The sequence below is a fragment of the Leptospira wolbachii serovar Codice str. CDC genome (genome assembly GCF_000332515.2).
GTDB lineage: Bacteria > Spirochaetota > Leptospiria > Leptospirales > Leptospiraceae > Leptospira_A > Leptospira_A wolbachii.
Genome location: NZ_AOGZ02000014.1, coordinates 1,986,083 through 1,999,455, shown reverse-complemented (window position 1 = coordinate 1,999,455; position 13,373 = coordinate 1,986,083). Strand labels below are relative to the sequence as shown.

Genomic DNA, 13,373 nt, shown 5'->3' with positions numbered 1-13,373 from the left:
TAATCTAGAAACCAAGCAAACAATATACCAACTGGTCTGTATGAAAAGTTCTTGCCGATACATACCGACCGGTATGTATGTGGTTTAGGAGAAAAGTAAATGAACTCTGAAATGATATCCATCCACGAAATGGCAACCACCGTCACCGAAGCCTTGGAAACCAGGCACAGCATCCGAGAATATCTACCCAAACCCATTCCAGAAGAAACCCTCAAACAAATCTTTAAAAAAGCCTTACGTACACCCAGTTGGAAAAACTCCCAACCCTGGAAGATTCATATTGTCAGTGGGGAAAAACGAGATCTTTTGGCAGCAGAATTGACAAAAGCGGCACGCACATCCACTCCGCAGCCGGAAACGAATTGGCCAGAGTCCTATCCCAGTGATGCCAAAAAACGGATGTTTGATTTAGGAATGAAAATCTACGGAGTGGCTGGAATTGATAGAAAAGACAAAGATGCGAGGGACCAATTTATGCTCCGTAACTTTGAATTTTTTGGCGCACCCACGGCTGTTTTTATCACATCTAAATTTGATCTTAACTTTTTTGTAGGCATTGATTTGGGTTGTTTTGTTCAATCGGTTCTCCTCCTAGCAAGAGAAGAAGGTTTGGGAACCTGCCCCCAAGCAGCCCTCGGTGCCTTTCCCGATGTGGTTCGAAGTTCTCTCGAGTTACCCAAAGAAGAAAAGGTGATCATGGGAATAAGTATTGGGTATCCAAAACCTGATTCTGAACTCAATCGTTTCCATACCCCGCGAGAATCAGCCGAAGATTTACTTCATTTCTATTAAAAAAACATTTCTGAATTGGAGAGTTTAGTATATGATGATCCGACCATAAAAAATTGCAAGCAGTAGAGGCAGTATGTATTCTAAAACTTTCTGGAATGAACGTTATGCGAGTGAAGACTATGTTTACGGGAAGGACCCAAACGATTTTTTACGCACTCGTCTACCAAATTTAAAAAAAGGAAGAATCCTTTTTCCTTGTGAGGGAGAAGGAAGAAATGCTGTGTTTGCTGCGGGTTTGGGTTGGGATGTATTTGCCTTTGACCAATCAGAAGCAGGAAAACAGAAGGCTACAGCACTCGCGAAAGAAAAAAATGTAACCTTTCATTATGAAATCTCTGATGTTTTGAATTATCCTTATGCTCCTGAACAAATGGATATGGTTGCTTTGATCTATTGCCATTTTCATAAATCCATTCGCACTACTGTTCATAGGAATTGTGTTAGGACTTTGAAACCAGGTGGAATTTTATTATTAGAAGCATTCTCCCCCGACCAGTTACAATACAGCTCTGGTGGACCCAAAGATCCGGATATGTTATGCAATCTAAAGGATTTAAGGATGGACTTTTCAGAAATGAACATTGAATACGAAGAGGCTTTGGAAATTGAACTAAACGAAAGTCCGTTCCATAGAGGAAAGGCGGCCATCGTCCGACTTGTTTTACGAAAAATCTAAGTTAGTTTTTTCTTTCAAGTTTTGAAATTCATGATTCTCTTTCTTTGGAAGAAGAGGGAGAAATAGTTTCATGAAGTTTTTTATTTCGTTTTTATTGGTAACGGTATTCAGTTTACAATGTTCCTTCGGTCAAAAAGTAAAGTATGCAGAATTAAAGCAGTCGTATCCCAAAGTCAATTGGGAAGTCCGTAGAACAGAAGCAGTCAAACTTCTATCCGACCTCTTAAAGATCCCCTCTGTTCGTGGAAATGAAATCCAGGTGGCAAAATACATCCAAGGAGTTCTCGCAAAGGAAGGGATCCCTTCTCGTTTTGTTTTTGATCCCAAATTCCCGACAAGACCCAATTTAATTGCTGAACTGCCAGCAACCGTTCCTAATCCCGAGCCAGGGATCATCCTCGCAAACCATTTGGACACCGTTGAATTTGATGCAAAGGAGTGGAAATTACCACCCCTATCGGGAACGGTAAGTGAAGGTCGTGTTTGGGGACGCGGAGCAATTGACATGAAGGGAATGGCCGTTATGGAGTTACTTGCTTTTCTTGAGGTAAAACGATCGGGAATTCCAAGAACAAGAAAAATTATGTATCTGGCTTTGGCCGATGAAGAATCAGGATCTGTCTTAGGTGGGAAATATATGACTTCAAAACAAAAACATGTTTTTGAAGGTTATGAGTATGCCATCAACGAAGGTGGAGTGGCCACAAGAGATATTGTGATTCCTGGTGCCACCATCTTTAACATTCAATATGCGGAGAAAGGAAATATCTGGTTACGAGCAAAGATCACCGGAACCAGCGGGCATGGATCTTCTCCACCTCCTCAGTACCCGGCGTTGTCCTTAATCCAATTTTTTAATGAAGTTCGAGAGTTAGAATCCGACATTCGCATAACAGAAGAAACCGATGCATTCTTTTATCAACTTGGGACTATCAGCTCCTTTCCTAAATCATTCTTCTTAAAAAATGCTAGAAACCCTCTGATTAAACCTTTATTACATGGAACAATTCGAAGTAATCGTCACCTTACAGCGATGACAACCAATACAAAGTCCATTACTGGATTTCGTACTTCTGAGGGTGAAGGTGGAGAGAATGTCATTGCAGGTGAAGCTTCCGGTAGATTGGACATACGAACATTACCTGGAGTGGATATCGAAGAGTTTGCTTCGAAAGTAAAAAAAATCGCAGAAAAATATAAAGCAGAAATTACTTTTACCGATATCAATCCCACCGATGTATCTCCTATCAATACAAAGTTTTTTAGTACACTGGCTGCTGTGTCGGTGAATAAATTTCCCAACAGTACAGTGACTCCTTTCCTTTCTCCAGGAAAAACAGACAATTCTTACTTACGAAGAGTGGGTATCAAAGCATACGGGCTCATTCCCGCAGTTCTCAAAACGGAAGACATTGATGGGATGCATGGAAAAAACGAAAATATGACAATTGATAATTTGGAACTGGGAACAAAGATTCTTTTTGAGACTCTTGTGGAGATGAATCAGTAGAAGAGAAATAAAAATCTAGATTTATCTGTGACTAGAGAAACAGACAGACGGTTATTAGTAGAAGCTTCCCAAAGTCAAAATTAATCCGCGCCGAAAACAATCGTAGCCACCTAACTTAGAATAGTGGCTACGTTATTGCTTTTATAGTAAAAAGATTTGGAATCTACTAATTTTAATTCTATGGATAAAGTTTATCTCTATAGATATCGTTAGTCGCTGTTATGTGCAGGGTCCTATAGTTAAAAAAGTTTAATTGAATTTACTAGAGCCTTGCGCCTAACGAATAGGCTATTCTATGTATAGGTATAATCGCTTCGTTAGTTGGATTTCCTATTTTAAAGAACCCAGATATTTGAGAATCCCCTCTTCGCCCCGTTCTTCGGCAAGGTCCACAAGACTGATCCCACCCACTGTTTTGACTTTGGTCTCTGCACCCGCCGATACAAGCATTTTGACTAATTCTAAATTGCCACGATAGATGGCTCGGTAGAGAGCTGTCTCTCCCGTGGTATTGCGAAGATTGACATTGGCACCTTTTGCGATCAAAAATTTTGCGATTGTAAGGTCTTCTTCATCCACTGCTTTGATGAGAGTGGAATTGCCTAAGGAATCCTTAGCATTGATGGAAACACCATTTGACAAAAGCTCTTTCACAAGCTCTAAGTTTCCCTTTTCTACAGCTTGGAAAATACGTAGTTCTGGACTCATAGGAGCTTTTACGACGGATTCATCCTCCATACACGAAACACCAAGCCCGAGGGTTGTCAAAAAAATGAGAAAGAACCGCTTCGGAATTAAAAATCGACTGGATAGAAATTGTAACATCGGTTTTAGTCTAATGGTTTAACTATGAAACGTCGATCCATTTTTCCAAACAGTTTCCAGTTCCTTACTATTTTAGGTGTTAGCCTTTCCTCTTTTGTATCCTGTCTCTCCATCATTAGTCCGGGAGAGGTAGGACTTATGTGGCGGCCCTATAGCACTGGACTTAGCCAAAAACCTCTAGAATCCAGAGTACAAACCTATATGCCTTGGAATAGTGTATATGTTTACTCGATCCAATGGATGAGCCACCAAGAGAAGGTAGAGGTGCTTACACGCGATGATTTAACAATTACAGTAAGTGCGGCGATCATCATCCGGCCAGTCCAAAACGAAATTTATGATTTAGAAATGGAAATCGGAAGAGACTACTATGAAAAAGTTGTAAAACCACAGTTCCGCACAGCAATACGAAATATTCTATCCGCATACAATATGGTTTCCATTTCCAAAGAAACACCTAATGTATCTGCCCAGATTAAAAAATCCCTCACTGAAAAGTTAAAAGACAAACATGTTGAAATAGATGATGTCATTATTGATGATGTGGAGTATAGCCCGTCGATTCTTAAAGCTATCGAAAGCAAACTCACCAAACAACAAGAACAAGAACAAATGAAGTTTGAAATCAATATTGCCAAACGAGATGCCGAAATTCAACAGATCTCTGCTGATGGTAGAGCGAAGGCTGTACTCATTGAAGCGGAAGCGCAAGCAAAGGCGCAACGGATGATTTCAGAATCATTGACACCGAGATACATTCAATTGAAGGCAATGGAGAACCCAAACAACAAATTGATTTTTGTTCCGAATGGAAAAGATGGATTACCGATTATCGTAAATACGGAAGGGAAATAAAGTAAGGAGTTTAAATTTTTAGTGAGTGGTTGGCGAAATCAACAAGAGTAACTAACCCCGCTTTGCGGGGTCAGTGTTTACCAATGTAATGTCAGAATGTTTAGAACTTATAACTAGCAGACATAGAGAAAGAAACCCCTTCTCGATAAGATCGGAATAGTTTTTCTTCGTTTAATAGTTCGTCCTTAACATAGATTTTAAATCTTTGATCAGTTACGTTCTTTGCTGCAAATTTAAAATCTAATTTATCATCCATTTTATGGGAGAATACAATGTCAGTGAGTCCAACACCACGTTCATAGGCATCAGGTGAACCATTTGCACCAACAATGAAAATCCGATCTCCAAAATAGTTATAGTAAAGACCTATAGTTGTTGTTTTTAATTTATTCAAATATACGTCGAACTTCAAGTTAGCAACAAAGTCAGACTGACCTTGTAAGGGCCTGCGGATATTTGTTGGATCATAAGAAAATCCCCTATCGTTAGGATCTAACAATCCAACTTTTCCGACAGTAAATTGTTCCCAAGAGATCACGTTTACTAAAGATTTAATAAAAAATACGTTAGTTTCGAAACGGAATCTATCAAAAAATTCTCTTCTGAAATCAAGCTCAACCCCACGAATCGTTGCTCGATTTGCATTTGCATAAGTAAAAAATGGAGATATTTGACCTGCCACCGGTTGTCCAATCAACTCAATCGGATTGGATAGATCTTTATGGAATACACCGGCTGCCACATAGTTTGCACCACCCATAAAGTATTCATATCGGAAATCAAAGTTATGAATGTATGTTCTTTGTAAATTTGGATTTCCTCTGATTCTATCACCACCAAAGTAAGGAGTGAAAGCGAAAGGAGACATCTCTCTAAAATCAGGTCTTGTTAAAGTTTGAGTGTAACCGAACCTTAGGTTTTGATCCTGAAGAAATTCATAAACAAAATTGGCACTCGGAAGAACATCACGAGTACGAATCACACCAACACCATTATTATCTGCAGGGCAAACTTTATTGTTGATTAATGCTATTCTTTCATATTCAGATTCAAAGTCACATCCGTAACCAGGTTTCCTTACATCAAATTGTTCTTTTAATACAAATGTTTTAACTTTTTGGAATGAATCTTCATATCTTGCACCACCAATAAACCGTAGTTTTGGGATTAATGGCATATCAATTTGACCAAAATAACTATGTAGTTTTTGGTAAGCATCATAAGCATTCGGCTCAACTTGTCTTTCGGAGAAAGTTTTATTACCAACTCCATTGGAATTGGTTCGAACATACTCTAATGGATTATAAACAATTTCACCAGGGACTAGATATAAATCAGATTGTGTTGAACCAATATTTGATTTAGATCCAAACTCTCTAAATGTAAAACTTTTAAATCTATCAAGAGCACTTCCACCTACCTTAAAGGACGATTTTAATCCGTTCCATTGGTCAAAAGGAATCTCGTAAGCAAAACTTACACTTCGAACTGTATCACCAGATGTTGAATAAAATCGCGAGCCATCAGGGTTGTTTCCAAGTCTAGTTGGAATTGTTGTAACTGAAGAGCCTTGAGGCCTACGCCAAACTTGTTGTGTAAGATTCGGTTCATCTCTCTTAGCTTCCCCATAATTCATTTGCCAATCTAAAGTATGTGGTCTACTTAAACTACCTAAGTTTAATGCGTGTTTACCACCAAAACTTGAATTAAAAAGCTGACGACTGATAAAATCATTTGTTAAGCTATAGAAGTCAAAACTATCCCTATTATTTGAACCACTGGCATCTCTTACCGATTTCTCAGAAGAGATAGAGTAGAAATTTTTTAAGAAGAATTGTTGTCCTGCTTTTGGCTCATACGCTAAATTCAAATTGTTACCAAACAATCTTTCTTCTACATATAAATCAGCATCTTGAGTCTGAATAGGATTCAAAGTAGTAGCTTCATTTATCGTTGGTGCTACAGAATTTACGGGAACATAGCGAGCATCTTTTTGTCTTCTGAACCTATAGTCAACAGAGTGTGTTGTACCAAAAATAATACCTAATCTCTGGCCTGTATCAGTTAATTTAAAAGTTTTACCAACTGTAAAATTAAAGTTTTTATCATAAGGAGCTTTTGATTGATCAGGTGTCCATTGTGAAGGGAATGTAACCGCACCCAAACTAACCAATTTTGGATCGATACCGCCAAATCGACTTCCTGGTTCAAAAGGGAGATAATTTGGAACTGCACTTACGAGATCAGGTAGTTTTTGGTTTTCCGTTGTTCTACCTAAAAAATCGCCTCCTTTAAAAGAAAGCCATCTGTTTCGAGTCGTGTTAGAGTTAGCCCCTAAACCTAATCCCAAGGTCATTGTAAAATCGTCAGGATATTCTTTAGTTTCAATTTTAACTAACCCGCCGGAGAATTCAGCTGATTCTTCCGGAACAAATGTTTTAATGATTCTGATATTCTTGATTAAATTTGCGGGAAATAGGTCAAGAGGAACGACTCGTTTGTCAGGCTCTGTCGAGGGTATGTATGCATCGTTTAAATATGTTGAAGAATATCGTTCACCAAGTCCCCTAACAAATACATATTTTCCTCCAATGATTGTAATACCTGTTACGCGCCTAACTACTTCACTGGCAGAAGAGTCTGGAGATTTTTTAATTGCTTCAGCACCAATCGCATCTGAAACCGAAGCTGTTTTTTTCTGAAGTTGCAATAAAGAAGCATCAGATTCATTGATGGCCCTATCTTTTACTTCAACGGTTTGTAATACCTGTGCACCAAAAGTAACGTTCACCTGAACTGGTTTTCCAGCGATTATTGTCACAGATTTGGTTTGAGGTCCATATCCATACATCTGGTATTCTATTTGGTAGTTACCTGCTGGAAGTTCTAAATTGTATTTACCGTCAAAATCTGTTTTCGCAAATTTCTTTTCAGACCGGACAACGATTGTTGCACCGAATACTGCTTCTCCGTTTTCAGAATCAATAATTGTTCCGCGCACGGTTCCAGATGTTTGTGCATGAATTATATTTGGAATCCATAAGAAAAGAGAGAATAATATGGCTCCAAGTAATTTTGAATTGTTCATAAATTGCCTGCTAATGGCAAGCATTCGAATAAAAGCCGAGGGGTAAATGAAAAGGAGTTTCGGATACGTTACGAATTGATGAATCGTTTGTTACAAAATTGTAATATTATATGTAGAGCCTTAAGGCCCTACAACACCTACTATGTATTTATTTCCTATCTCATAGACCATCTTGATCTGAGTTAACTCTTGAAGTCCTGCTTTTGTTCGGATCACAACTTTTGGCTTATGAGCTTTTAATTCATTGTAAAACCGAGGTTTTTCCCATTCAATATTTTGAATCGCAAAAGAAGTTGATAATGTCGAGTGGATCATCTCCATTCCTAATTTTTCTCTTTCGTATAAAATTACTTTATAGTCTTCGAGTGAGTTTGAATCAAGGGCTGTCCCAAATCCGTAAGTATTTGGAAAAATTACGTCTACTTGGTCTGACCAAGAAATAAAGCTTTTTAACGGAATAGACTTATCTGATTTTTGAATTTCTTCTAGAAAATATTTAATCGCATCTTGTTTTGAATTATAGCCAAAGGTTAGCTCATAATTTTTTTTCTTCTTAGATAAGATTTCTGTTTTGGATTTTTGGAGCTTTGCTTCCAGTTCCTTGTTCTGGTATTGAGGATCATTCCTCCAATCATTTTCATTGCAATTACTGGTGAAAAAAATGCTGGAGAATGCTAATAAAAAAAATATAATAATGTAAAATTGTTTCATAGTTCCAAATGCAGAAACCCTAGCTTTTTTGCTAGGGTTTCTTTCTTTTCAAGTTTAGATGGTTAGATTAACGAGCTCTAAAAACCGTCCATCCATCCCACCATTTTCCATCAGCAGCTCCACCTTGTCCAGCTACTGCATAAGTTGCATTTAGTGTATAATCTGGCTTAGTAGCTGCGAACCCGCAATTCGATTCGGTATTAATTCCACCATCGGATACAATCGGTAACGCAGATACGTTATAGGTTACCGTACTGTTTACAGTAGGTGCACCCGTTGCTGTATTCGTTGTTTGTCCTTGTTGACCACGAACAGTTCCAGCTGTAAACGTAACAACAGTAGCTGCAGTTGCTCCATCCACACGGAATCCTAAAGCATGTCCGTAAGCAATTCCATTTGATAAAGTTGCCTGGACACCTTCTCTAAGTCTTGCTGCTTGTCCGCCAGCAATTCCAGCTCCAATTAGGGTAAATTTATTTAAAGTAGCCGTAGTACAACGAGCGAGTAACGGAGCACTAGGTGAATTACATGCTACCCCACCATCACTATGAATCCCATCCCATTCCAAACCGTGAGGATCTGTAGAAACTGAACCACCACAGGCAGCAGGATATTTGTGGGAAATGAAATTCGTAATTGTTGCGCCAGAACCAAGTGTTGGACCACCAAACCCTTCGTCCAAGTCTAAGTCATCGTCCAATCCACCAGTAGCTAGGATGTTATTCCAAGAACCTGTTCCACCCCAAGCTTCAATTTGATCATCGAGACCTCTATGAGCTTGAACATGGTTTAAAGTTGTATTTGAAGCGTATAAACTTAAGTTGTTTAACTCATCTCCTGGAGCTACCTCATTTCCACCAAACTCAACGATGTTATAAGACATCTCTAAATTACTTGTTCCTGGTAATGAACCTGTTCCACCATAGGATTGCGGAGTTGTTCCTTCGGTATTGGAACCTCGAGTCGCCCCACTATCTCCAATGGTAACGATTCCACCCCAATCTCCAGGAAAACGAGAACCAAGTGAACTTGCGGACGACCAACAAATTGGATCGGCAGCTGTTCCATTAGCGACTAATTTAGAACCACGTTTAAAAAAGATAGAGGAACCTCTTTGACCAAAAATTGCAGTTCCAGGTGCAACATTAATTGTAACTCCAGACTCAACAAAAACAGTTCCCTGTAATAAAATTCCTCCGTTCCAAGTCTCTGATCCAGTTAAGGAACCAGATACAATTCTTGGGCCTCCACCTAACCTACGACCATCGCAAACGTTTTCCCCAACTGTAGGGCTTTGTAGAGTGTATTCCCCTTTTACAAATACGTTGATTGATTTGACGGTAATGGAATATCCTGAATTTCCACTCAATCCTACCTGATCAATGTTTTGTCTGTCTTCCAGTTTTAAATTCACAGATAGTATACCAGGTGCGCCGGTAACGTTTGTAAAATCACTTGAAGCAAGACTATTGATAAATGGGGCTGTACCACTAGAACAACCATTTGCATTCGTAGCGGAAGCTGCATCAGTTGGAGCAAATGCTAATTTTCCGTTAAGAGATGGAGTTTTAAATAGAAGCGTAAATTCTCCATCCACCGTTCCACTAGCAGGTGGAGCACCATTTGTAGCACAAGTGGTAAAATCAGAAATTGTTCCCTGTCCACCTGATAAAAAAGAACTTCCTTCTGCATCAGAAATGGATACTTTTCCATCTTTCATAGGCAAATTATCTGCCCCTTTCAATGTTCCAGTAAGAACTACAGTGTATTCGGGTTGGTTCAAGAAAAACAATGCAGCAAGCAATAAGCCAGTATTATCATTTTTTTTCTTTTGACAGTCTACTGATGCTAATCCCATCACCGCGATGAGAGCCAACACCAGACCTTTATTGATAAATTTTTTCATTTTAAATCCTCTTTCGAAAAAATCGAATTTGTTTGGCCAGCGGGTCTTCCCGAAAGGGATTCGAAAAAATCTCCCTCTAGCTACAGATAAATATGCGCCTTATATGTTACAGAGGAATGACAAGCCGGTGAAGGTTCTATGAAGGTTTGGTTAAGAGGTTATTTCTGGATTCGTTGTAAAATTTTCACGAGATTACTTTTGATCCGACGAATTTGGTCTGAGGTTAGTTGGAGACCTCCATTTTCGGCTTTTTCAATGACAAGCTCCGCTTTGGAAACAAAAGTCATGGCTTCCTCGTCTATGGCCTCTTTACGTTTTTGTTTTTCTCGGTAGGCATCTAAAGCTTTTTGAACATCTAAAAGTTCCTTAGAAATCCCACCGATGGCGATGTTTAATTCAACAATGTTTTCATCCATAAAGCTAGTTGGTTTCTATTCTATTGGTAAAGAACATCTATGAATTTCTTTTTTGCATCCAAATGTTCTTTGAATGTCGCAGAAAAATAATGAGACCCATCTGGCTTTAGAAGAAAGAATAGTTTATCAGATTTCATTGGTTTGAATGAGGCTTCTAATGCTGGTAAGCCGGGGTTAGAAATAGGTCCCGGTGGCCATCCACCATTGATATAGGTATTGTATGGAGATACAATCTTTAGATCAGATTCAAAGAGTCTTTTTTTTGGTTTATCAAACAAATATTGGATAGTGGCACAAGATTCCAAATTAATATTTTTTTCAATGCGAGTGAGGAAGACTCCCGCCATCATGGGTCTTTCTTCTTTTCTTACAGCTTCTCTTTCCACAATCGATGCAAGAACTACACGAAAATGAAGGTCTGCCGGTTTGATGTCTTTTGCTTCAGGAATAGATTCTAATTTTTTATAGAACCTTTTGATCATCATCTCAGTGATTCTTTCCAAAGGATAATTTAGTGGAACCGAATAGGTTTCTGGAAATAAATAACCTTCTAAAGTTTTTGCGGGGATATTGTATTTTGTAAGTAGTGCGGGACTTTGAGCCACTTTCAAAAATTCTTCTCGGGAGATCGCAAGTTTTTTTGAAACCAATAAATCTCCAATCTGACGATTGTTATATCCTTCTGGTACAGTGAAGTTTACTAATTTTACTTTACCTGAAATGATGACGTCTAGAATTTTGCGGGAACTCATACCATCATTGATGTCATAGACACCTTGTTTGATTTTGTTTCCTGCTCGTGTGAACTTCATCAGATAGTTGAAATACACGGAGGATTTAATCATTCCGGCAGCAGCTAACTCGCGCACTACACTCGAGGATGGCTCCCCTGAATCGATGATGAGTTCGTATTTGTTTTGACCATCACCAACAGCTCCCCCTTTGATTTCGTCGACAACGAAAAAACCAATTAAGGCCAAAACCAGCAGTAAGGAAACACCAAGTCCTGATAGAATCAGGTATTTTTTAAGTTTCGAGTTCATTCCATCCCCATTCTCTTTGTTATATCGACAATTACCAAATCTTTTTTAGGGTCTTACGACCGGTTCCATTTCCAACAGAACGGAAAATTTTTCAAAAACACTTCCTCTTACCGATTCAGCCATCTCCAAAAGTGAGGTAGTGGTGCCTGCTATATTGATTAGACCTAAACAATGGTTTTCTGAGATGCCTACTCCCCCGGGATATTTGGCGCCTTTTTGGATACCAGAGTTTTCAATTAGCCAAGCGGCAGAGAGTTTCTTGAATCCCGGTGATTCTGGGTACAGCGGTGGATTTTCAAACCCAAGGTTTTTGGCGGTTTTCAAAAACTCGTTGGTTTGAGTTTCCGTTAAAATGGGGTTCGTAAAAAAAGAGCCCGCAGAACGGGTGTTTGGATCACTATCATCCAACACCATTGATTTTTTCTTTCTCAGTTGGATCACCAAATTCCTAATGGTCTCCATTTGAAAATTGCGCCGTTCCGAGTCAGGTATCTCTTTTGAAGGGTTCTCTTCATTGAAAATATCCCATGCTTTTTGTACTTCTGGATAACGCAAACAAGGAGGAGTCGACTTAGATAATTGAAATGTAACAGATACTACAATAAAATCTTTATAAATTCCAGATTTAAACTCACTATTTCGGTAGCGGAATTTACAATCTTCATTTGAAATTATTATAATTTCGCCAGAAGCATTCATACATTCCACTTTTAGAATGGAGTCTTTGACTTCTTGGCCGTAAGCTCCAATATTCTGAATGGGTGAGGCACCTACAGAACCTGGAATTCCAGAAAGACATTCAACTCCAGCTAATCCCTGTTTTACTGTATATTCAACGAAATGATCCCAAATGACACCAGCACCTACTTGAAAAATTGTATGATTTTCATTTGTATCCAAACAACGAATGCCAGGGATTTGCATTTGAAGGACAACGCCAGGAAAACCAGAATCCCTGAAGATAGTATTGGATCCTCCACCCAAAATAAAAAATTTTTGATTTTCCTTTTTACAAAATTCTAAGGCATTCGCCAGGTCTTCCGTTGTCTTTATTGAAATGAAGAATTTTGCCTCACCACCCAAACGCATTGTCGTAAGTGGAGCCAAGGGAATATTGTTTTGGACAAACATAGTTCCAATAAAAAGTTTCCGCAAAAATCGTAAGTAAGAAAATCAGTCTTATGAGTCGTTCCAACCCCAAAGTTTACGAATATTCCGGATGTAGCACCTGCCGTAATGCCCTCAAATATTTGAAATCTAAAAAAGTAGATTTCCAACAAATCCCTATCCGCGAGACTCCTCCGACAGTCACCGAGCTAAAAAAAGCAAAACAATACTTAGGTGATATTAAAAAACTTTTTAATACTTCGGGGAAGGATTACCGTGAGGGAAATTGGAAGGAAAAATTAGGGACTCTCACGGAAGATCAAATTTACAAGGAACTATCAGCTAACGGAAATTTGGTCAAACGGCCGTTTGTCGTAGGAGACGGTTGGTTTTTGGTCGGGTTTAAAGAAGAGGAGTGGAAGGGGAAGTTGGGGTAGCGGCGGG

Annotated in this window: 12 protein-coding genes; 5 read left to right on the top strand and 7 right to left on the bottom strand. The window is 38.9% G+C overall.

Annotation, left to right across the window (positions count from 1 at the left end; translation table 11 throughout):
• Window positions 1-99: 99 nt before the first annotated feature.
• The 3 genes from LEP1GSC195_RS14835 to LEP1GSC195_RS14825 all read left to right on the top strand — a co-directional run bounded on the left by LEP1GSC195_RS14835 (window position 100) and on the right by LEP1GSC195_RS14825 (window position 2,978).
• Complete coding sequence (locus LEP1GSC195_RS14835; RefSeq protein WP_015681524.1) at window positions 100-792, top strand: nitroreductase; 693 nt, start codon at window positions 100-102, stop codon at window positions 790-792.
• Between the two features lie 73 nt (window positions 793-865).
• Window positions 866-1,468 (top strand): class I SAM-dependent methyltransferase, encoded by a 603-nt coding sequence (locus LEP1GSC195_RS14830; RefSeq protein WP_015682324.1) that lies wholly within the window; start codon window positions 866-868, stop codon window positions 1,466-1,468.
• Between the two features lie 70 nt (window positions 1,469-1,538).
• Window positions 1,539-2,978 carry a M20/M25/M40 family metallo-hydrolase gene (locus LEP1GSC195_RS14825; RefSeq protein WP_015681280.1) on the top strand — a complete coding sequence of 480 codons (1,440 nt, stop codon included), beginning with the start codon at window positions 1,539-1,541 and terminating at the stop codon, window positions 2,976-2,978.
• 330 nt (window positions 2,979-3,308) lie between these two features.
• Here the strand turns inward: LEP1GSC195_RS14825 and LEP1GSC195_RS14820 are convergent, their stop codons facing one another.
• Window positions 3,309-3,803, bottom strand: a complete 495-nt coding sequence (locus LEP1GSC195_RS14820) for an ankyrin repeat domain-containing protein (protein WP_198012783.1) — start codon at window positions 3,801-3,803, stop codon at window positions 3,309-3,311.
• A 24-nt stretch (window positions 3,804-3,827) separates the two neighbouring features.
• On the opposite strand from LEP1GSC195_RS14820, the gene LEP1GSC195_RS14815 reads away from it, so the two are divergent.
• Window positions 3,828-4,658 carry a prohibitin family protein gene (locus tag LEP1GSC195_RS14815; RefSeq protein ID WP_015682250.1) on the top strand — a complete coding sequence of 277 codons (831 nt, stop codon included), beginning with the start codon at window positions 3,828-3,830 and terminating at the stop codon, window positions 4,656-4,658.
• A 100-nt stretch (window positions 4,659-4,758) separates the two neighbouring features.
• Here LEP1GSC195_RS14815 and LEP1GSC195_RS14810 read toward each other — a convergent pair whose 3' ends face one another.
• The 6 genes from LEP1GSC195_RS14810 to LEP1GSC195_RS14785 form a co-directional block, all read right to left on the bottom strand.
• A complete protein-coding gene (locus LEP1GSC195_RS14810) occupies window positions 4,759-7,746 on the bottom strand; it encodes a TonB-dependent receptor (protein WP_015680536.1) in 2,988 nt (995 codons plus the stop codon).
• Between the two features lie 120 nt (window positions 7,747-7,866).
• Window positions 7,867-8,457 carry a hypothetical protein gene (locus LEP1GSC195_RS14805; RefSeq protein WP_015681053.1) on the bottom strand — a complete coding sequence of 197 codons (591 nt, stop codon included), beginning with the start codon at window positions 8,455-8,457 and terminating at the stop codon, window positions 7,867-7,869.
• 67 nt (window positions 8,458-8,524) lie between these two features.
• The gene (locus tag LEP1GSC195_RS14800; protein ID WP_015681544.1) at window positions 8,525-10,363 is read right to left on the bottom strand and encodes a hypothetical protein; all 1,839 of its coding nucleotides are present in this window, start codon (window positions 10,361-10,363) and stop codon (window positions 8,525-8,527) included.
• Window positions 10,364-10,521: 158 nt separating this feature from the next.
• The gene (locus LEP1GSC195_RS14795) at window positions 10,522-10,779 is read right to left on the bottom strand and encodes a hypothetical protein (RefSeq protein ID WP_015682017.1); all 258 of its coding nucleotides are present in this window, start codon (window positions 10,777-10,779) and stop codon (window positions 10,522-10,524) included.
• A 20-nt stretch (window positions 10,780-10,799) separates the two neighbouring features.
• Window positions 10,800-11,822, bottom strand: coding sequence for an endolytic transglycosylase MltG (mltG, locus tag LEP1GSC195_RS14790; RefSeq protein WP_015682559.1), 1,023 nt, complete (start codon window positions 11,820-11,822; stop codon window positions 10,800-10,802).
• A gap of 45 nt (window positions 11,823-11,867) precedes the next feature.
• Window positions 11,868-12,953 (bottom strand): UDP-N-acetylmuramate dehydrogenase, encoded by a 1,086-nt coding sequence (locus LEP1GSC195_RS14785; protein WP_015681655.1) that lies wholly within the window; start codon window positions 12,951-12,953, stop codon window positions 11,868-11,870.
• A gap of 50 nt (window positions 12,954-13,003) precedes the next feature.
• Between LEP1GSC195_RS14785 and LEP1GSC195_RS14780 the strand changes: the two genes are divergently transcribed.
• Entirely contained in the window at window positions 13,004-13,366 is a 363-nt protein-coding gene (locus tag LEP1GSC195_RS14780) for an arsenate reductase family protein (RefSeq protein WP_015681347.1), read from the top strand.
• Window positions 13,367-13,373 lie beyond the last annotated feature (7 nt).

Bases quoted from the DNA above. Each gene is read 5' to 3' on its own strand.
- LEP1GSC195_RS14835 (WP_015681524.1), top strand. From the start codon at position 100: ATGAACTCTGAAATGATATCCATCCACGAAATGGCAACCACCGTCACC.
- LEP1GSC195_RS14830 (WP_015682324.1), top strand. From the start codon at position 866: ATGTATTCTAAAACTTTCTGGAATGAACGTTATGCGAGTGAAGACTAT.
- LEP1GSC195_RS14825 (WP_015681280.1), top strand. From the start codon at position 1,539: ATGAAGTTTTTTATTTCGTTTTTATTGGTAACGGTATTCAGTTTACAA.
- LEP1GSC195_RS14820 (WP_198012783.1), bottom strand. From the start codon at position 3,803: ATGTTACAATTTCTATCCAGTCGATTTTTAATTCCGAAGCGGTTCTTT.
- LEP1GSC195_RS14815 (WP_015682250.1), top strand. From the start codon at position 3,828: ATGAAACGTCGATCCATTTTTCCAAACAGTTTCCAGTTCCTTACTATT.
- LEP1GSC195_RS14810 (WP_015680536.1), bottom strand. From the start codon at position 7,746: ATGAACAATTCAAAATTACTTGGAGCCATATTATTCTCTCTTTTCTTA.
- LEP1GSC195_RS14805 (WP_015681053.1), bottom strand. From the start codon at position 8,457: ATGAAACAATTTTACATTATTATATTTTTTTTATTAGCATTCTCCAGC.
- LEP1GSC195_RS14800 (WP_015681544.1), bottom strand. From the start codon at position 10,363: ATGAAAAAATTTATCAATAAAGGTCTGGTGTTGGCTCTCATCGCGGTG.
- LEP1GSC195_RS14795 (WP_015682017.1), bottom strand. From the start codon at position 10,779: ATGGATGAAAACATTGTTGAATTAAACATCGCCATCGGTGGGATTTCT.
- mltG (WP_015682559.1), bottom strand. From the start codon at position 11,822: ATGAACTCGAAACTTAAAAAATACCTGATTCTATCAGGACTTGGTGTT.
- LEP1GSC195_RS14785 (WP_015681655.1), bottom strand. From the start codon at position 12,953: ATGTTTGTCCAAAACAATATTCCCTTGGCTCCACTTACGACAATGCGT.
- LEP1GSC195_RS14780 (WP_015681347.1), top strand. From the start codon at position 13,004: ATGAGTCGTTCCAACCCCAAAGTTTACGAATATTCCGGATGTAGCACC.